Below are 17,256 nucleotides of genomic sequence, written 5' to 3' on the forward strand. Positions count from 1 at the left end.
GAGCGGTGACAGAACGAACTGATGTCGTTGTCGTGGGTGCCGGTTTCGCCGGATTGACCGCAGCGCGCGAACTCACCGGGTTGGGGTACGACGTCCTCGTCCTTGAGGGCCGCGACCGGGTGGGCGGGCGATCACATACCGGCGCTGTCGCCGGCCTCCCGGTCGACTTCGGCGGTACGTTCGTCGGGCCCACCCAGGACGCGGTGATCGAACTGGCGGCCGAACTCGGCTGCCAGAGCGTGCCGACCTACCACGAGGGCAAGAACCTGATCAACTGGCGCGGCCGGGTCCGCTCGTATTCGGGCACCGTGCCGAACCTCTCGATCGGCGGTCTGCTCAACGTGGCGCGGGTGCGCTGGCAGTTCGCCAGGGTCGCGCGGCGAGTACCGGTGGACGCGCCGTGGACGGCCCCGCGCGCCGCCGAGCTGGACGCCCAGACCCTGGGCCAGTGGTTGCACTCGGTGCGGGCGTCGTCGACCACGCGGGACCTGTTGGCGATCATGGCCAGAGTCACGTGGGGCTGCGAACCCGATGATGTGTCGATGCTGCACGCCGCGCGCTACGTCCGGGCGGCCGGCGGCCTTGACCGCATGCTCGATGTCGCTGACGGTGCCCAACAGGACAGGTTCCCCGCCGGGACACAACAGATCGCGCTGAAGATGGCCGAGGCGCTCGGAGACCGAGTGCGGCTCAACGCCAACGTTATTCGCATTGACGCCGTCACCGACGGCGTCACTGTCGGTTACGACGGCGGCTCCGTGGCGGCGGCCAGAGTCATCGTCGCGATCCCGCCGCAACACCGCGCGGCGATAACCTTCACCCCTGAGCTGCCGCCGGAGCAGCAAAAGCTCGTCGAGTGCTGGCCGCAGGGAAGCCTCAGCAAGGCCTACGCCGTCTACGACACGCCGTTCTGGCGGGCCAACGGCCAATCCGGTGAAGCGCTCTCCGATACCGGGCCGGTGTTCATCACCTTCGATGTCAGCCCGCCGAGCACGGGGGACGAGCCGGGCCCAGGTGTGCTACTGGGTTTCGTCGATGCCAGGGAATTCGACACCTGGCCCGCGCAGCAGCGTCGCGAACGCGCCCTGGCGGGCTTCGCCACACTGTTCGGTGAGGCAGCATTGCATCCGATCGATTATCTCGACCACAGTTGGGGCACCGAGGCTTTCGCCCCCGGTGGACCGACAGCCGCGGTCCCGCCGGGATCCTGGACAACTGTCGGCCCCTGGCTGCGCCGCCCCGCCGGGCCAATCTACTGGGCAGGTACCGAAACCGCCGATGAGTGGACAGGTTTCCTCGACGGTGCCGTCCGGTCCGGCCGACGCGCAGCCGGTGAGGTGGCTGCGTCGCTCCCGGCTACGAGCTGAGCCGCGTTGCGCTGGAGGCTGTTTCGGCCAGCGATCGAAGCGCCCGGTTGACTTCGGTGGGGCGCTCCAGAATCGAGCAGTGCCCGCCGGACAGTTCCAGCAGTTCGACCAGGTTGGGTGCCCGCTCGGCGATCCGGCGCGACGAATCCAGTGGCAGCAACCGGTCCCGTTCGCTGCCGATGACCAGTGTGGGAACGGTGAGGCCGTCGAGCGGAATGTGCCGCTTCTCCAACGAATCGATCAGCATCTTCGCGCACCCGCCGCGGCCGGCGGCTGGGGTATCCGCGTACAGGTCGTAGACGAAGGACGCGATCTCGCGGTCGGCATCCCTGCCGACAGCCAACGCGGAGACGAACCGGCGACTGGGCGCCTCAGCGGCCCGCAGCACCGGGATACCCCCGAATCTCCTGATCAGCTGACGACCGATCACGTCGCGACCGACCGCCAGTCGGGGGGCGACAGCCAGCAATCTGACCTGGCGGACGATCTCGCCGGTGGTGGTATTGATCAGGGCGACAGCGTCGGCCCGCCGAGGTACCCGGTGGCGGTAGCGGTCGGCCCATGCACTGATGGCGATACCGCCCATCGAATGCCCAGCAATGACCGCGCGCTCCCCTGGCGCCAAGGTGGCTTCGAGCACCGCATCGAGATCCGACGCCAAATGATTGAGGCTGTAGTGGCCCCGGCCGGGAACGCCGCTGCGGCCGTGGCCGCGATGGTCGAACGCGATGACACGGAAGTCGGAAGCCAGGTCGGCGATCTGTTCACGCCACACTCGAATGGCACACGTGATGCCGTGCGCCAGGACGATCGGGTAGCCATCCTGCGGACCGAAGACCTCGGTATGCAGGCGGGTGCCATCCGCGCCACGCACAATGACCGGACGACTGGGCGGCATGGCACTTGGCCGACGCTGAGTTGACTGGCGCATGGGCTGCTCCCCTCACGTGCCACAGCACCGTTGCCGCGACGGTGATGAGCTTAGCTAATGGGACCGGCTGTCGAGGATGGCATCGGTCTCGGTACCGTCCACCACACCGTGCGCCACATCGGCCAGTCGCTGCTGGGTTCTGCGGGCATAGTTGCGCATCAAGGTGAAAGCACCATCCATATCGACGGCACCGCGCTCGGCAAGTACGCCTTTGGCCTGCTCGATGACGACCCGGGTGTTCAAAGCGGTCTGCAGTTGCTGGTTGACCAGTTCAGACCGGGTGACGATGCGCTGGTGCAGGATGCCGATGGCGGCGACATCCGCGAGCGCCTGTCCGACAGCGATATCGGTGGGCGAGAGACTTCCGGTTTCAGCGCGGAACAGGTTGAGCGCGCCGACTCGCTCGTCGCGCAGTCGCAGCGGCAGCGCAGTCATCGACCGGAATTTGTATCCGGTCGCCCGCTCGGCAAATGCCGGCCACCGATCGGGGCCAACCGTGAGGTCCTCGACGAAAACCGCTTTTCCGGTGCGGTAGGCCTGTAGGCAGGGCCCCATATCCGCCTCCACCTGCAGCAGTTCGAGCAAGCGTGTCTGTTCGCTGCTGGATGCGAACACGTGCAGTTCGCCCTTCGCATCGCCGATCATGATTCCGCCGGCAGCGACCGGTAACAATGCCATCGAGGTGTCGACCAGCTGCTGAGCCAACTCGACCACGTCGTAGTCGGCGACGAGAGTGTCCGCCAAGCCGACGAACGCATGCGCTAAGCGCTCGTAACGGTCCATCTCACTTCCTTCCAATCGAATCGTTTCACGAATCTCGCGGGGGGTGCATGCTTCAGCCGTCAGCTCTTCGACACGAACGGCTCCGGATCCGGATCCGGATCGCGATCGAACCGCAGGCGTCGCTGCACCACCTCGTGGGCGACATCGCGGGTCTGACGCTGCATCGCATAGGCGTAGGCCTGTAACCGGACATAGGCGTCTTTGGCGTCGATCCCCAGTTGGGCCATGATCATTCCGGTCGCCTGATGCACCTCTCGGGTGCTCAACGGCTGATCCCACCACGATCCCAATGGCTCGGTGATCCGTCCCGTCCGGCCGACCGTCAGCAGGATCGCTGTCACCAGATCGGCGACCGCGACGGCGTCGGCAAAATCCTCCGGATCGAACTGTTTGACGTCATCGCGGTACAGGCTGAGAACCCCCACCTTGATTGCGCCCACCTGCAACGGCACGGCCCACATCGACCCAATACCCGCTGCCGAGGCTTCGGCGGAAAAGACCGGCCAGCGTTCATCGACTACCGCGAGGTCCGCGACGATGACCGGTCCGCCCGAGGCGACAGCCGCCCATGCCGGCCCCTCACCGAGACCGACCTGCGCCCATTCCACCCGCTCCGCGAGACTATCGCTGGCACAGAGCACTTCGAGTCCGACACCGTCGAGATGGACCGCGATCCCGGCCCGATGCACCGGCAACGACAACACACATGCCTCGCACAGTCGCCCCGGCCGGTCCCCGTATTCGACCGCTTTGTCGACCGCGGCGAGGAACCGTGCACGCGCACCCAGTGGATCCGAAGTGTTCACCTCGGACAGTCATCGAAGCCCGAAAGGGCCTTTTCGAGGAGATGTTTCATTGACGTCAAGGACGCCTGGGATGGCGTTCTCGCAACGCCGTGAGCAGCCCGGTTGCGTTGTCCGCGCCGGTTGTCGCGGTGCGGTCGAATTTGAGCTCCGACGCCGTCTCGGGGGCATCATCCCTGGTGGCAGTCAGGAATCGGTCGGGAAACGCGAGTTTGACGATGGTTCGCAGCGTCAGCAGATATTGGCGAGGCAGCGATCCGGTGGTGTAGGGCAGGTCGTACTTGTCGCACAACCCCCGCACCCGCTGGCTGATCTGCGGGTAGCGGTTGCTGGGCAGGTCGGGGAAAAGATGGTGCTCGATTTGGTAGCAGAGGTTTCCACTCGAAAAGGCAAGCGCCCGGCCCGCATTGAAATTCGCCGCGCCGAGCATCTGTCGCAGATACCACTCACTGGTCGTTTCGTTCTCCAGGGTGTCCATGGTGAATTTTTCGGCACCGTCGGGAAAGTGGCCGCAGAAAATCACGACATAGGTCCACAAGTTGCGCAGCGCGTTGGCGGTCACGTTGGCGCGCAGCGTGCGCCGCCACCGACGCCCACTCAACGCTGGTACCAGCACATAATCTTTGATGCCCTGGCGCGCAATCTTTTTCAACAGCGACCTGGTCTCGGCCGCCTTACCCTCGGCGGTCTCGGCTCGATCGCGCTCCGAATAAACACCGTGCAGAGCAATGCCCCACTCGAAGGCGATGGCCAACAAGAAATTTCGGAGCGGCTGCACCAGATGAGCCGGTTGCCACTCCTGATCGCGGGTCACCCGGATGACACCGAAACCGAGATCGTCGTCGATACCGACGACATTGCTGAACACGTGATGGCGGTAGTTGTGCGAATACCGCCACTGCGCGGACGGGCCGACCATATCCCATTCCCACGTCGTGGAATGGATCTCCGGGTCGTTCATCCAGTCCCACTGGCCGTGGCTGATGTTGTGACCGAGTTCCATGTTCTCGACACTCTTTGCATAGGCCAATGCCAGCGTGCCTGCCAGCCACCCCGCCCTGCCACGGCTACCTGCGATCAGCAGCCGAGCCGCGGCATCGAGGGAACGTTGGAACAGGATGCTGCGCCGAATGTAGGCGGCATCCTTGGCCCCGAGCGATTCCTCGACATCGCGGCGGATCGCGTCGAGTTCGACCCCGAGGGATTCCATATCGTCGGGGCTCAGGTGGGCGTACGCCGCGATATCGCTGATTGCCATGATTTGTCCTCGGCCCGCTAAGTGATGTGCAGCGGCAAAGTCCAGGCCACCTTTAGGGTCTTGCTTACCCCCAGCTTAGTCGTGCCAACCTGCTCGGCGCTTCCCGCGCCGTAGGTGCGCCGCACTCGCAATGAAGACTGAACGTCTCTACATCGGGAGGTCACGACCGACTTCCGCAGGTCGGCACGTGCATCCGACATCAGGGCAGGCGACGGACCCCCGAGACCGCCCCCTGTAACACCACACCGTCGGCATCAGATACCACATCTGTCGCAGCAGTTGTGGAGGGCATATGCGAAGCAGTCGGAAAATCGGGGCGAGTCTTGTCGGCGTTGCAGCCGCGGCGATGGCGTCGGTGGCGGTGGTCCAGATCCCCTCTGCGCAAGCTGTGGGGTGCACCGATGCCGAAGTGGTGTTTGCTCGCGGCACCACCGAGGCACCCGGTCCCGGGCCCACAGGCGATGCTTTCGTCAACGCCGTGCGTTCGCGGATTGGCGCAAAATCTCTCGGGGTCTACGCGGTCGACTATCCAGCGACGACCGAGTTCTCCACAGCCGTTGTGGGCATCACCGACGCGCGGGCCCATATTCTGGCCACCGCGGCAAACTGCCCTGATACCAAGATGGTGCTCGGCGGATTCTCCCAGGGCGCGGCGGTGGTGGGCTTCGTCACGGCCAGCGTCGTCCCCGACGGCGTGTCGGCACTGGATGTGCCCGCGCCGATGCCGCCCGACGTGGCCAACCACATCGCCGCGGTCGCGCTCTTCGGCAAACCGTCGACCCGTTTCATGCGTGCGATCAACGACCCGCAGATCACCATCGGCCCGGAATACCTGGCCAAAACCATCGACCTCTGCGTCGACAACGACCTGGTGTGCGATCCCCATGGCAGGAGCTTTTCCGTGCATAGCCAGTACGCGGAAACTGGCATGGTCGACCAGGGGGCGGACTTCGTGGTAAGTCGGCTGCAAGCCAGCTGGGCCGCGGATGAGGCTGCGCCGCTGCCGCTTTCGCCGACCACCGCTGCACCGGCGCCCTCGACGGCTGATGCGGACCCGTCGCAACATCTACCTCCCGCTGCGGTGCCACTGCCGGGTCCGACTGCTACGCCTGTGCTGGGCCCGCTGACCTGACCGCACTGAACCTGTTGAACGCCAAACGGCCCCCGGATTTTCATCCGAGGGCCGTTCGACGGTGAGGATCAGTACGTCGGGATGAACACACCGTTCATCCAGACACCCCAGTGCTGCCAACCTTCATCCCATACCTGCGGGTTGCCCATCGCCCACGCCGGCGGCGCTGGTTGCGGGGGTGCCCACGCGGGCGCAGAACCAGTGTTCGGTCCGGCCGGCGGCAGGGGTACGACCATCTCATCGGCGCTAGCGACTGCGGTGCCCAACCCCAGGGCGCCTGCGGCCAGGCCACCGACGACAGCGGCACTTGCGACAACGTTGATGAATTTCATGGCTAGTTCCTCCATGTGTGTTTGGTACGACCCTTTTCGTCGCAACACTTTTTCCGTCTACCCCGTCGCGCGATGTTGATAAACACCCGATTCGAGCGACCCGGGTCACACGTCGTGATGATCGTGATTGGGGCCGTTGGCCGACAGTGAACTTTCTGTCGGAACTGCTCGTAAGGTGTTCAAGGACGGCACCAGCCGCCCTTCTAGGTTGCGCCTCCGGCGCGTGATCGACCAGAGAGGCCGAGTGTGTGACCAGCCCTTCGATAACCGGCATTCTGCGTGAACGGGCCAGCCTGCAGCCCGATGACGTCGCCTTCACCTACGTCGACTACGACCAGGATTGGGACGGTGTCGCTCACACCCTGACGTGGTCGCAACTGAATCGTCGGGTGACGAATATGGCAGACGAGCTGCGGTCGAGCGGTGCGAAAACCGGTGACCGCTGCGTGGTGCTGGCGCCACAGGGGCTCGACTACGTCGTGGCTTTTCTGGGGACGATGCACGCAGGTGTGATCGCGGTTCCCCTGTCGGTGCCGATGGCCGGCATCCACGACCAACGCGTCAGCGCCGTTCTGCGCGACGCCTCGCCCTCGGTCATCCTCACCACCACAGCAGTGGAAGCCGAAGTGTCCACCTACGCGGTGTCGCAGGGTGAGGGTCCGACGCCGGTGATTATCGCGGTGGACTCCCTCGATCTCGATACGCGGCGGCGCACCGCCGCCAACCGTGACACCCCACCTGCCACCGCGTATCTGCAATACACCTCGGGATCGACACGAACCCCCGCCGGGGTGATGGTGTCGAACCACAACATGACGAGCAACTTCGAACAGATCACTGCCGGCATATTTCCTGACTACGGCTCGGTCGCCCCACCCGGCACCACCGCCGTGTCATGGCTGCCGCTCTATCACGACATGGGTCTCATCTTGGGCGTGTGCGGGCCTATTCTCGGTGGCTGGCATTCGGTGTTCACCAGTCCGCTGTCATTCCTGGCCCGACCGGCCCGGTGGCTGCAACTGCTGGCCAGCCACCCTCGAACAATCACTGCAGCACCGAATTTCGCGTTCGAGTTGGCTGCGGCACGTACGTCCGATGACGATATGGCCGGCCTCGACCTGGGTGAGGTCTTGAACGTGCTCAGCGGTAGCGAACGAGTCCACGTCGCGACCCTGAGACGTTTCGCCCAGCGGTTCGGCCCCTTCAACCTGCGCGAGAAAGCGATGCGGCCTGTCTACGGGCTGGCCGAAGCGACCCTGTTCGTGGCAGGCCGCGAACCCGGCGACGGGCCGCACCTGGTCAGCTTTGACCCGTCTGATCTGTCGACTGGTACGGCGACCCGGTGTGAGAACGGAAGCGGCACTGAGCTGGTCAGCTACGGCAACCTGGAATCACCGATGCTTCGGATCGTGGATCCCGAGACGACGGCACAGAGCCCGGCGGGAACAGTCGGCGAAATCTGGCTTCACGGCGACAATGTCTGCCTGGGGTACTGGCATAAGCCCGAACAGACCGACTACACGTTCAAGGCGACCATCGCGAACCCCTCTGCGGGCACTCCCGAAGGCCCCTGGTTGCGGACCGGGGATCTCGGATTCATCTCTGAGGGCGAGCTTTTCATCGCCGGACGGATCAAGGACCTGTTGATTGTCCGCGGACGCAACCACTATCCCGACGATATCGAAGCGACCATCCAGGAAATCACCGGAGGCCGGGTCGCCGCGATCGCCGTCGAGCATGACCGCGCCGAGCAGCTCGTGGCGATCGTCGAAGTCAGGGTCCGCGCCGAGGAATCCGAAGAGGTGACGATGGACAAGCTCCACACCGTCAAGAGCCAGATTGTCTCTGCCGTCTCCGAACTACACGAGCTCAGCACCGCCGACGTCGTCCTGGTGGGACGGGGCGCAATCCCGATCACCACCAGCGGAAAAATTCGACGGGCATCGTGCGCTGACATGTACCGGGATCACCAGTTCACCCGATTGGATGCGGTCCCTCAGGCTCGTTGATGTCGTGCACGCGGACGTCGATATCGTCACGGGTCAGCGGCCGGTGGGGTGAGCCGAGGACCCGCTGCAAGACGTTGAGAGTGATGATCGCCAGTTCATCCCCCACGGCCTGCAAATCCTCGCCGTAGACCCCGATGACGTCGATGTGCGCGCCCGTGCAGATGTGGTCGTCCAGATAGAGGTCGATAGCCGTCGGTTCGGCGTTGTGCACGCCCGCCAACGCGCGACGGATCGCGGTGCGCACCACATGATCGCTGATGCGCAGGGTATCGGCCTGACGTTCGACATCAGTTGTCGGCGTTTCGAATTCGGCATCGATGGGCCAGGTGCGCCGGGTGGTGGCGCGAACTCGCGAGACGATGGAGCTGCTGATGTCGATCCACCGGGCCTCGGCCGGTGCATCCTGCAGGCTACGCGCGGCGCGAGCGAGTACAGGGTCGAAGTCATCCGGTGTCACCGCCATGCCGCCATCCTTTCGCTCAGTGCTGCCCTGGCCCTGGTCAAGTGACCGCGTACCGCGCTCGGAGTGATGGTCAGGATGCGCCCGATTTCGGCGTGTGTCATCCCGTCCACCTCGTGCAGCAGCCACGCAGCCCGTTGCCGGTCGGTCAGTTCGCCCAATGCCATCGCGAGCTCAGCCAGGAAGCTCGCATTGCTGACATGCGTTTCAGGTTCATCCGACTCGGCGGCTTGGGCGGTGTCAAATACCCAGTCCTGCACCGGGGAGGCCCGCCGGCGCCGGCGATAGTCGATGGCTTTGTGCGAGACCAGGGTGAACAACCATGTCCGCAGCGAGGCCTCGCCACGGAAACCGTCCAACCCCTTCCAGGCGGCCACAAAGGCGTCCTGGGTCACTTCCTCGGCCGCGCCGGAATCGGCGAGCATGTTCTGCGCGTAGCGCAGCATTTCCGGCCCGTATCGCAACACGATCGCCTCGAACGCATCCCGTTCTCCGAGGGCGGCGGCGTTGACCAAAGCACGGTCAGGGGCGGCGAGAAACTCGTGGTCTCCTCGTGCCTCCTGCCCGGCTGTCGTCACCATTGGTGTTCGCTGCCAACCGCTCGGCGGATGGGACGGCAAACCGTTACCGAAGTCACACCCTGCCGGGGTGCTCATCTACTCGCGTGGTCCGACTAACCCTTCGTAAGTCAGCCGACGAGAAGAAAGAAACGACTATGACCAGCGCCCAGACCGCAACTCCGCCAGCCACTTCACAGGAAAGCGGTATCGGTAAGCAGGTGGCCACCCGTACCAGCACCTCGGACCTACTGAGCTCCGATGGCCGGACCACCATCGCAGATGTCGTGGTGGCCAAGATTGCTGGCATCGCGACGCGCGAGGTCAACGGCGTGCATGACGTGGGCGGCGGCGCCAGCCGCGCAATCGGCGCGCTGCGCGAGCGCATTCCCGGCGCCAGCGTCAACCAGTCTCAGGGCGTATCCGTCGAGGTGGGCGAGCGTCAGGCCGCGGTGGACATCGATCTGGTTGCCGACTACGGGGTGTCGATCGCCGATCTGGCCGCCGGCGTGCGTCGCAACGTGATCACCTCTGTCGAGCGCATGACCGGTCTGGAGGTGACCGAGGTCAACATCACCGTGCACGACGTCTACCTCGCTGACGACGACGAGCAGGACGTCGCCAGCGTCGCGCGGGTGCAGTGACCATCGACGTACCCGGCGAACCGGCTCCGGAGCTGGCTGAGGCGATCGCCGCGGCGGCAACGGCCATCGACGGTGTTGCCGAATTGCACGGCGGCATATTCGGTGAGGCGGCGACCTACCTTCCCGGTCGCCGCGTCGCCGGCGTTCGACTCGACGACGACGCCACCGAAGTCCACGTCAGCATCCTGTTCGGCTTCCCCGTGCGGCGCGTTGCCGAAGCGGTCCGCGACGCCGTCGCACCTTTGGTAACGGGGCCGGTGCACGTCGTCGTCGAAGACGTGATCCGCGCACGCTGACCCCAATCCCCCTGACCTTGTTTGGAGAATTCATGACCACGCCCACTATCGGACTGTTCGCCGGGCTACTGCTTGCCATCGCGGCTGCCGCCGGCGGATTCACCGGGTTCTTGCTGGCCGTCGTCCTCGGCCTAGCGGGCTGGGCGATCGGCGCCTATCGAAGCGGTCAACTCGATCTCAGCTCACTGAGCAGCGGACGCTGGCGTGACTGACAGCCCGCCGTTGCCGCCGCCGCAGGACCGGGGTGCGCTGGTGATACGCGACAAGGTCGTGGAGACCATCGTCCGCCAGGCGGCGGCATCTGAGTCAGTCGTGCAGCGCGCCAACGGACTGAGCCGCTTGGTCACCGACGATCTGCCGCGGGCGAAGGCGACGGTGCACGCCGGCACTGTCGCGGCCGCAGTGACCGTCGCCGCACCGTGGCCTACCCCGGCCACCGGCCTGGCCGAACGAATCCGCGCGACCGTCGCCAAACATCTTTGCGACCAAACCGGTCTGACGGTGTCGCGGGTCGACGTCGCCGTCGTCTACGTATCGCAGCCCGATCAGAAGGTCAGGAGAGTGCAGTGACTACCAGCACGCCAGAGACCGACCTAGCTCCCCCGGCCAAGGCTCCACTGGCCGCCCCCGCCGCCTCGGCGATGTCCGTTGTGCTGGCGATTGCACTGATCGCGGCGGGCATCGTCGCCGGTCGGGATGCGTTCATCGGGATCGGCGTCGTCACTGGTTCGCCGTGGATCGGCGGCGGACTGAAGCTCCTCGATGGACTGACCGCGCAGGCCTGGATGCTGCCCGCCGGGATCGCCGTGGCGTTACTCGGACTGCTGCTGGTCGTGGCGGCGATCAAACCGCGCCGCCGCACGCACCGCCCGACGACGGTGCCCAACGCGTGGATCACCCCGCGCGACATTCGGCGCATCGCGGCTGGCGCGGCGTTATCGGTCACCGGTGTCGCCGATGCGACCGCAACCGGGTCTGCCCGTTCACTGTCCATCACCATCACTGCGGTGAGTGGCTACGACACCGGCCAGCTCGTCGATGCGGTCCGCTCCGCAGTGACAACCGCACTCACACCTCTGGCCAGTCCGCCGCGGCTGAAAACGCGGGTGGCGAAACGGGATTCTGCACGAAAGGAAGAAGCGTGAAAACAAGCACCGTCGCCACCGACCGGCTTGCCGTCACCGTCGTCGGGCTCGGCGTGCTCGCCCTCGGCGCCACCGGCGCCGCCTGGCAGCTCGGCCGCCTACCCGTGCCGCCCGACACGACGCTGCACATCCGGAATGTGGACGCCATCGTGGCCGCGCCGTGGTGGCCCTATGCGCTCGGCGTCGCCGCCGTGCTTCTGGCCGCCCTGGGGCTACGTTGGCTCTACGCGCACCGGCCAGGCCAGAGTGTCGGTACCGCGATACTGCCGAATTCCTCATCGACCGGCCAGCTGACCCTCGACGTGAATACGGCCGCCTCCGCTGCCGCGTCGGCACTGGCACATCACCCGCACGTCGCATCGGCCTCGGGCACCTCGCGCATCGACCGCGGCGAACGCATCGTCGAACTCGACGTGAAACTGGGCACTGACCCGGGCGCGCTGGCCGCCGTCACCGCCGCGGTCGAAGAAATCAACAGGGACCTGGGTCACGCGCTGTCGGGGGTTCCGTTTCGCAGCCGCATCCTGCTGCACGCACCGCGCAACGCCGGCGGTAGCTCCCGCGTCGCCTAGAGCCGTGTGAAAAATCGCGTCCTGGGTATGCCCACGCCGTGCATTTACCTCTATCCCGTTGCAAGACACGGTGAACCCGAACCAGAGCCCTGAAGATCTGCGGCAGTTGGCCGCGGCGCACGGGGTCGCAACCTCGTACCGCAACGAGCGCCGTGAGCCCGTTCACGTCGACGCCGACGTGGTGATCCGCGTGCTCGGACTGCTCGACGTCGACGCGGCCACCGAGGCCGACCGTCGCCGTGAACTGGCGAAAGTGGCCGAGCTGGACCGGGCGGGCGTACTGGCGCCTACCGTGGCCGTCCGGTTGAACGGTCGCGCCCAGCCGCTGCCGGGAGCCGCGCTCGTCATCAACGAGGACGGCACGCAGACAGAGGTGCGCGACGAGCTGCCCAGCGATCTGACGCCCGGCTGGTATCGGCTGCAGACCTCCGACGGCCAGGAGGCCACGTTGGTGGCGGCCCCGGCTCAGGTGCCCGCCACCCCGGACACCTGGGGGTGGATGCTGCAGCTGTACGGGCTGCGCTCGACCCAGTCCTGGGGCATCGGCGATCTGGGCGATCTGCGGGAGTTCGTGGAGTGGACCGCGCGCGAGCACGGCGCCGGTGCGGTGCTGCTGAACCCATTGCACGCACCCGGCCCGACGCATCCGGTGCAGCCCTCGCCCTACACGCCGTCGAGTCGACGGTTCGCCAACCCGCTGGCGCTACGTATCGAGGACCTCGACGCCTACCGTCGCGCCGATCCGCAGACCCGGGCCGAGGTCGACGCCCTTCGCGTCTCGGCGACAACCGAGCGGATCGATCACGATCTCGTCTGGTCCGCGAAGCGGGCGGCACTGGAACTGTTGTGGCGCAACGAGGGTCGACCCTCGCCGGTGGATGCCGAACCGTCAGTGGGATTGGCTGACTGGGCGACCTACTGCGCACTGGCCGAGCGACACGGTGGCCGGTGGAGCCAGTGGCCCGAGGCGTTGCGCGACGTTGCCGGATCAGCGGTGGCCGCGGCCCGCAGGGAACTGGCGCCAAGGGTGGCGTTTCATGCGTGGGTGCAGCAGCGGTGCGCCGAGCAGTTGGTCGGCGTGCGGGACGCGGCGCGAGACGCCGGGATGGCCCTGGGTGTGTTGCACGACCTGGCCGTGGGAGTCGACCCTGAGGGTGCCGACGCGTGGGCGCTCGCCGATGTGCTAGCCACCGGGGTGAGTGTGGGAGCGCCGCCGGATAACTTCACGCCGCGCGGACAGAACTGGGGATTGCCGCCATGGCGCCCAGATCGATTGGCCGCCAAGGGATATGCCCCTCTCAAAGACATGCTGCGGGCCGTCCTCGCTCATGCCGACGGCCTGCGCATCGACCACGTCGCCGGCTTGTGGCGGCTGTGGTGGGTTCCGCCTGGCGACACCCCGGATCGCGGCACCTACGTGCACTACGACGCCGACGTGATGCTGGCAGTTTTGTCACTCGAAGCGCACCGGGCCGGTGCCGCGGTGATCGGTGAAGACCTGGGCACCGTCGAACCGGAAGTCACCGAGGCGCTGGCCGAACGGGGAATCCTCGGGTGTGCGGTGTCGTGGTTCACCCGCGATGAATCCGCGCCGGGGCAACCGCTGCTCCCGTCGGCACAATGGCCGGCAAGGGCGGCGGCCAGCCTCTCGACGCACGACCTGCCCACCGCAGCGGGATTCCTGCGCGGCGAGCATGTCCGGGCCCGCGCCGATCTCGGTCTGCTCAATGACGTGCCAGCCGAGCAGGCCGCTGCCGACAAAGAGCGCGCCGAGTGGCTGACCCTGCTGCGCGCAGAGGAAATGCTGCCCACCTCGCCGACGGAACCCGATGAGGCGCAGATCATTTCGGCGATGCACCGATTCCTGGCGGCGACCCCCAGCCGACTGAAGTTGATCTCGCCCTACGACGTGATCGCTGAGCCGCGCCAACCGAACCTGCCCGGCACGGTCGATGAGTATCCGAACTGGCGGCTGCCCCTGGCCGAGACACTGGAGCAGCTACGCGTCGAACCCCGGGTCGCCGAGATCACCGCCGCATTCAATGGCGACGAGACGACAGGCGCTGCTCATCCGGGGAACGGGTCTCCGGCATGAAGACGGCATAGAGGCCCAGCCCGATCGCGGCGATAGCCGCCAGCGACCAGAACGCCGCCTGATACCCAGCGGCCACGATGATGGCACCCGCCATCCCAGCACTGAGCGCTCCGCCGAGTCCCTGGGCGGTAGCCACGGCGCCCTGCGCGACGTTGAAACGCCCAGTCCCCCTGGTCAAATCAGCGATGACCACCGGGAACAGCGCCCCGAAGATGCCCGCGCCAACACCATCGAGGGCCTGCACCGCCACCAGCCACACACCGTTATCCGACACCGTGTACAAAACGCCACGCACGGCCAGGACGGCGAACCCGACGAGGAAGATCGGCTTGCGGCCCCAGATATCTGCCTTACGGCCCACCACGATCGCGACCGGGATCATCATGAGTTGAGCGGCCAACACACAGAGCGCGACCAGCGACGTGGCGCTGTCTTTGCCGACGACGCGGGTGAGCAGTTGACTCACCGAGGTGAGCATCGCCGCATTCGACAGGTGAAAGGTGAACGCGATCACTGCGAAAATCAGCAGGGGCCGGTTCTTCAACAGTGTCGAGAATCCGCTCGCCCGTTGATCTTCGGCCGAGGAGTCGGGCAAACCGCGGGCCAATCGGTCGTCGATCTCGGCTGGCTTGATCCGCGAGGTCGCGACAATGCTGCAGATCGCGAGGACACCCATCAGCCAGAACACCACGACCGGGCCCAACCACCAGGCCAGCAGTGCAGCCAGTCCCGCTGATGCCGCATTGCCTGCATGGTTGAAGGCCTCGTTGCGGCCGATCCGAGGAGCGAGCAGGCGCGGGCCGACGAGGCCGAGGGTGATAGCCGAGATGGCTGGTGCGAATACCGCGCCGGCGATCGATGCGACGGATTGCGTCGCCGTGACCAGTGCGTACCCGTGCACAAAGGGCAGGACGACGCTGCTGACGGTGACCGCGGCTGCCGCACACACCACGATGAGCCTGCGGTACCGGATCCTGTCGATCAGGCCACCCATGGGGGTCTGCACGATCAAGCCGACGATGCCTGCGGTAGTGATCACCGCCCCCACCGTGGCTTCGTTCCAGCCCTGCGACGGCCCCCGCACGGCAATCAGATAGATCGCCAGGTACGGGCCGAGACCGTCGCGTACGTCGGCGAGAAAGAAGTTGAGCGCGTCCAACCCGCGAAGCGACTGCCGCGACGGGCCAGGCAGCGTGATGGTCATTCCGGTTTCTTGCGCAGCATCTCGGAGGCGTTCCGCACCCGCGCCCGGGCCTAGCGCGCCGGCTGCGGCAGGGTGTCGGCGGCTTGACGGTCGCCGGAGAGCCGGCGGGTGCGACGGGAGATCGCCAGCACGATGCGCGAGGTTCTGGTCGGCGTGCCGCCGTTACGTCGCTGCAGGTAGAGGCCCAGCTTGGACAAGACGAAAGCGATGGCGGGTAAGAGAAGCGCGGCCAGCAGCCAACGCCGAACAGGTGAACTCAGGAGTGCCAGCATGGTGACCTTTCGAGGATAGGCAGTGGGGCCCGTTGTTTAGTCGGCGGCGGCGGCACTTTCAGCACGTCGCCTGGGAGTGATCTGCGCCACTGTGGCTCCTGTCGGTCATGTGGAGATCGCTCCGTTCAGCTCGACGCCTACCACCGCGGGCGCCACGTCAAACATTCCGTGCGCTGCAGACAAACCGACTGCCAAGGCGCGGTGATGCCCGGGCCGTCGATTGCGTTGCATCCCAAGGTAATCGGTGTGACCGTCCTCACGCCTGCGGCAGGTGCTCGTATCGAGGCGCGCCCCGACTAATCATCAGAACCTCACGCGAGTTCGCCCGCACGAGATCCTCTGATCTGGAACTAATTCCGGCTCAGCAACCACCATGGAGAGGAATGAAAATGGGAATTGTCGACAAGGCCAAGAATGCCGCCGAGGACGCGATCGGCAAGGCCAAGGAGGTCGTCGGTGACGTCACCGGTAACGACGATCTGAAGGCTGAAGGCCAAAAGGATCAAGGTGTTTCGGGTGTGAAGAAGGTCGGCGAGAACATCAAGGACACGTTCACCAGCTGACAACGGACCCTGCCGGATCCGGGCGGGCCGCGCCTACACCTGCCGTATTGAGCGGTGTACGGCGCGGCCCGGCCGTGCCTTAGTCGATCAGTGCGACGCGGCCCGGCGCGCGCCGACCCTCCCCGAACCGAAACGCGACAGGGCGCCGGTCCTGGCCAACCCGCGGACCACGTACCAGGACAGACCGCCTGCGATGACAGCACCGGAGATGACCGCCGAGACGATGTAGACGACTGAAAACGACGCCGCCGAACCGGGATACCAAAGAATCAGGTCGTTGATCGCCAAGCCCAGGCCGGCGACGGCACCCGATAACAACGCCACGGGCAGATTCCACACCCGATACAAGAACACCGCGAACACGAGTTCCGCGGCCAGGCCTTGGACCAGTCCAGATTCCAAGGTCAGCACACCCCACTGGTTGCCGACCAGGGCCGACACGGTCGCAGCGACCAGTTCACCGTAGAGCGCGGCACCCGGTTTGCGGATGACCAGAGCAGTGAGAACGCCGGCGAAAAGCCAACCTCCGCCGAGCAACGCCTGGAAACCCGGCAGGAGTGCACCCAGTGGTGCGCCGATCGGATTGGACGCGATGTTCCACAAGACGAACACCAACCCGGCCGCGACGGCGAGCACGCTGGCCACCACGATGTCTACTACGCGCCATCGATAGGCCTGGCCAGCGCCTGCTGTGGGTCCAACAACAGAATTACTACTCATCACTTCACTCCCTACGCCGGCATTACCCGGTCAGGTTCGTACGGTCGACGGCCCAGCCGTCCTCTCAGCGCACCTGGTGTGCACTCCCGTGTGGTTGCGACTCATAACCTAGC

Annotated in this window: 21 protein-coding genes and 1 riboswitch; of the genes, 11 read left to right on the forward strand and 10 right to left on the reverse strand. The window is 65.8% G+C overall.

The window, feature by feature from the left end; all coding sequences use genetic code 11:
- The first annotated feature begins 5 nt into the window (after positions 1 to 5).
- Positions 6 to 1,367, forward strand: coding sequence for a flavin monoamine oxidase family protein (locus ADBZ9O_RS24850; RefSeq protein ID WP_526525679.1), 1,362 nt, complete (start codon positions 6 to 8; stop codon positions 1,365 to 1,367).
- Here ADBZ9O_RS24850 and ADBZ9O_RS24855 read toward each other — a convergent pair.
- Genes ADBZ9O_RS24855 through ADBZ9O_RS24870 form a run of 4 tightly spaced genes read right to left on the reverse strand, consistent with a single transcriptional unit; the run spans position 1,357 to position 5,142 of the window.
- The gene (locus ADBZ9O_RS24855) at positions 1,357 to 2,298 is read right to left on the reverse strand and encodes an alpha/beta fold hydrolase (RefSeq protein ID WP_526525680.1); all 942 of its coding nucleotides are present in this window, start codon (positions 2,296 to 2,298) and stop codon (positions 1,357 to 1,359) included. The genes ADBZ9O_RS24850 and ADBZ9O_RS24855 overlap by 11 nt on opposite strands.
- Positions 2,299 to 2,352: 54 nt before the next feature.
- Positions 2,353 to 3,081, reverse strand: a complete 729-nt coding sequence (locus ADBZ9O_RS24860) for a GAF and ANTAR domain-containing protein (RefSeq protein ID WP_526525681.1) — start codon at positions 3,079 to 3,081, stop codon at positions 2,353 to 2,355.
- 59 nt (positions 3,082 to 3,140) lie between these two features.
- A complete protein-coding gene (locus tag ADBZ9O_RS24865) occupies positions 3,141 to 3,887 on the reverse strand; it encodes a GAF and ANTAR domain-containing protein (RefSeq protein WP_526525682.1) in 747 nt (248 codons plus the stop codon).
- A gap of 55 nt (positions 3,888 to 3,942) precedes the next feature.
- Complete coding sequence (locus ADBZ9O_RS24870; protein WP_526525684.1) at positions 3,943 to 5,142, reverse strand: fatty acid desaturase family protein; 1,200 nt, start codon at positions 5,140 to 5,142, stop codon at positions 3,943 to 3,945.
- A gap of 292 nt (positions 5,143 to 5,434) precedes the next feature.
- Here ADBZ9O_RS24870 and ADBZ9O_RS24875 point away from each other — a divergent pair, with 292 nt between their 5' ends.
- Positions 5,435 to 6,274 carry a cutinase family protein gene (locus tag ADBZ9O_RS24875; RefSeq protein ID WP_526525685.1) on the forward strand — a complete coding sequence of 280 codons (840 nt, stop codon included), beginning with the start codon at positions 5,435 to 5,437 and terminating at the stop codon, positions 6,272 to 6,274.
- 68 nt (positions 6,275 to 6,342) lie between these two features.
- Here the strand turns inward: ADBZ9O_RS24875 and ADBZ9O_RS24880 are convergent, their stop codons facing one another.
- Positions 6,343 to 6,606 (reverse strand): hypothetical protein, encoded by a 264-nt coding sequence (locus tag ADBZ9O_RS24880; protein ID WP_526525686.1) that lies wholly within the window; start codon positions 6,604 to 6,606, stop codon positions 6,343 to 6,345.
- Between the two features lie 248 nt (positions 6,607 to 6,854).
- Between ADBZ9O_RS24880 and ADBZ9O_RS24885 the strand changes: the two genes are divergently transcribed.
- Positions 6,855 to 8,615 (forward strand): fatty-acid--AMP ligase, encoded by a 1,761-nt coding sequence (locus ADBZ9O_RS24885; RefSeq protein WP_526525688.1) that lies wholly within the window; start codon positions 6,855 to 6,857, stop codon positions 8,613 to 8,615.
- On the opposite strand, the gene ADBZ9O_RS24890 is transcribed toward ADBZ9O_RS24885, so the two are convergent.
- Complete coding sequence (locus ADBZ9O_RS24890; RefSeq protein WP_526525690.1) at positions 8,581 to 9,078, reverse strand: hypothetical protein; 498 nt, start codon at positions 9,076 to 9,078, stop codon at positions 8,581 to 8,583. The genes ADBZ9O_RS24885 and ADBZ9O_RS24890 overlap by 35 nt on opposite strands.
- The gene (locus ADBZ9O_RS24895; protein WP_526525692.1) at positions 9,069 to 9,656 is read right to left on the reverse strand and encodes an RNA polymerase sigma factor; all 588 of its coding nucleotides are present in this window, start codon (positions 9,654 to 9,656) and stop codon (positions 9,069 to 9,071) included. The genes ADBZ9O_RS24890 and ADBZ9O_RS24895 overlap by 10 nt, the downstream gene beginning before the upstream one ends.
- Positions 9,657 to 9,790: 134 nt before the next feature.
- Between ADBZ9O_RS24895 and ADBZ9O_RS24900 the strand changes: the two genes are divergently transcribed.
- From ADBZ9O_RS24900 to malQ, 7 genes are read left to right on the forward strand one after another with little or no spacing between them, the layout of a single operon-like run.
- Positions 9,791 to 10,276 (forward strand): Asp23/Gls24 family envelope stress response protein, encoded by a 486-nt coding sequence (locus ADBZ9O_RS24900; protein WP_526525693.1) that lies wholly within the window; start codon positions 9,791 to 9,793, stop codon positions 10,274 to 10,276.
- Positions 10,273 to 10,572 carry an Asp23/Gls24 family envelope stress response protein gene (locus tag ADBZ9O_RS24905; RefSeq protein ID WP_526525694.1) on the forward strand — a complete coding sequence of 100 codons (300 nt, stop codon included), beginning with the start codon at positions 10,273 to 10,275 and terminating at the stop codon, positions 10,570 to 10,572. The genes ADBZ9O_RS24900 and ADBZ9O_RS24905 overlap by 4 nt, the downstream gene beginning before the upstream one ends.
- A gap of 32 nt (positions 10,573 to 10,604) precedes the next feature.
- Positions 10,605 to 10,784 carry a hypothetical protein gene (locus tag ADBZ9O_RS24910; RefSeq protein ID WP_526525695.1) on the forward strand — a complete coding sequence of 60 codons (180 nt, stop codon included), beginning with the start codon at positions 10,605 to 10,607 and terminating at the stop codon, positions 10,782 to 10,784.
- Positions 10,777 to 11,142, forward strand: a complete 366-nt coding sequence (locus ADBZ9O_RS24915) for an Asp23/Gls24 family envelope stress response protein (protein ID WP_526525697.1) — start codon at positions 10,777 to 10,779, stop codon at positions 11,140 to 11,142. Before ADBZ9O_RS24910 ends, ADBZ9O_RS24915 begins: the two co-directional genes overlap by 8 nt.
- Entirely contained in the window at positions 11,139 to 11,717 is a 579-nt protein-coding gene (locus ADBZ9O_RS24920) for a DUF6286 domain-containing protein (RefSeq protein ID WP_526525698.1), read from the forward strand. The genes ADBZ9O_RS24915 and ADBZ9O_RS24920 overlap by 4 nt, the downstream gene beginning before the upstream one ends.
- The gene (locus tag ADBZ9O_RS24925) at positions 11,714 to 12,289 is read left to right on the forward strand and encodes a hypothetical protein (RefSeq protein ID WP_526525700.1); all 576 of its coding nucleotides are present in this window, start codon (positions 11,714 to 11,716) and stop codon (positions 12,287 to 12,289) included. Before ADBZ9O_RS24920 ends, ADBZ9O_RS24925 begins: the two co-directional genes overlap by 4 nt.
- 58 nt (positions 12,290 to 12,347) lie before the next feature.
- On the forward strand, positions 12,348 to 14,384 hold the full coding sequence (malQ, locus tag ADBZ9O_RS24930; RefSeq protein WP_526525702.1) for a 4-alpha-glucanotransferase: 2,037 nt from the start codon (positions 12,348 to 12,350) through the stop codon (positions 14,382 to 14,384).
- Here the strand turns inward: malQ and ADBZ9O_RS24935 are convergent.
- Together ADBZ9O_RS24935 and ADBZ9O_RS24940 are read right to left on the reverse strand one after the other, a co-directional pair.
- The gene (locus ADBZ9O_RS24935) at positions 14,329 to 15,588 is read right to left on the reverse strand and encodes an MFS transporter (protein WP_526525704.1); all 1,260 of its coding nucleotides are present in this window, start codon (positions 15,586 to 15,588) and stop codon (positions 14,329 to 14,331) included. The genes malQ and ADBZ9O_RS24935 overlap by 56 nt on opposite strands.
- A gap of 50 nt (positions 15,589 to 15,638) precedes the next feature.
- On the reverse strand, positions 15,639 to 15,860 hold the full coding sequence (locus ADBZ9O_RS24940) for a hypothetical protein (protein ID WP_526525705.1): 222 nt from the start codon (positions 15,858 to 15,860) through the stop codon (positions 15,639 to 15,641).
- Positions 15,861 to 16,249: 389 nt separating this feature from the next.
- Between ADBZ9O_RS24940 and ADBZ9O_RS24945 the strand changes: the two genes are divergently transcribed.
- Positions 16,250 to 16,423, forward strand: a complete 174-nt coding sequence (locus ADBZ9O_RS24945; RefSeq protein ID WP_526525707.1) for a CsbD family protein — start codon at positions 16,250 to 16,252, stop codon at positions 16,421 to 16,423.
- An 87-nt stretch (positions 16,424 to 16,510) separates the two neighbouring features.
- Here the strand turns inward: ADBZ9O_RS24945 and ADBZ9O_RS24950 are convergent, their stop codons facing one another.
- The gene (locus ADBZ9O_RS24950) at positions 16,511 to 17,143 is read right to left on the reverse strand and encodes an ECF transporter S component (RefSeq protein WP_526525708.1); all 633 of its coding nucleotides are present in this window, start codon (positions 17,141 to 17,143) and stop codon (positions 16,511 to 16,513) included.
- Positions 17,135 to 17,243: riboswitch (TPP riboswitch) on the reverse strand. Its footprint overlaps the gene before it by 9 nt.
- Positions 17,244 to 17,256: the final 13 nt, after the last annotated feature.

The organism is Mycobacterium sp. (genome assembly GCF_965229105.1).
Taxonomy (GTDB): Bacteria; Actinomycetota; Actinomycetes; order Mycobacteriales; family Mycobacteriaceae; genus Mycobacterium.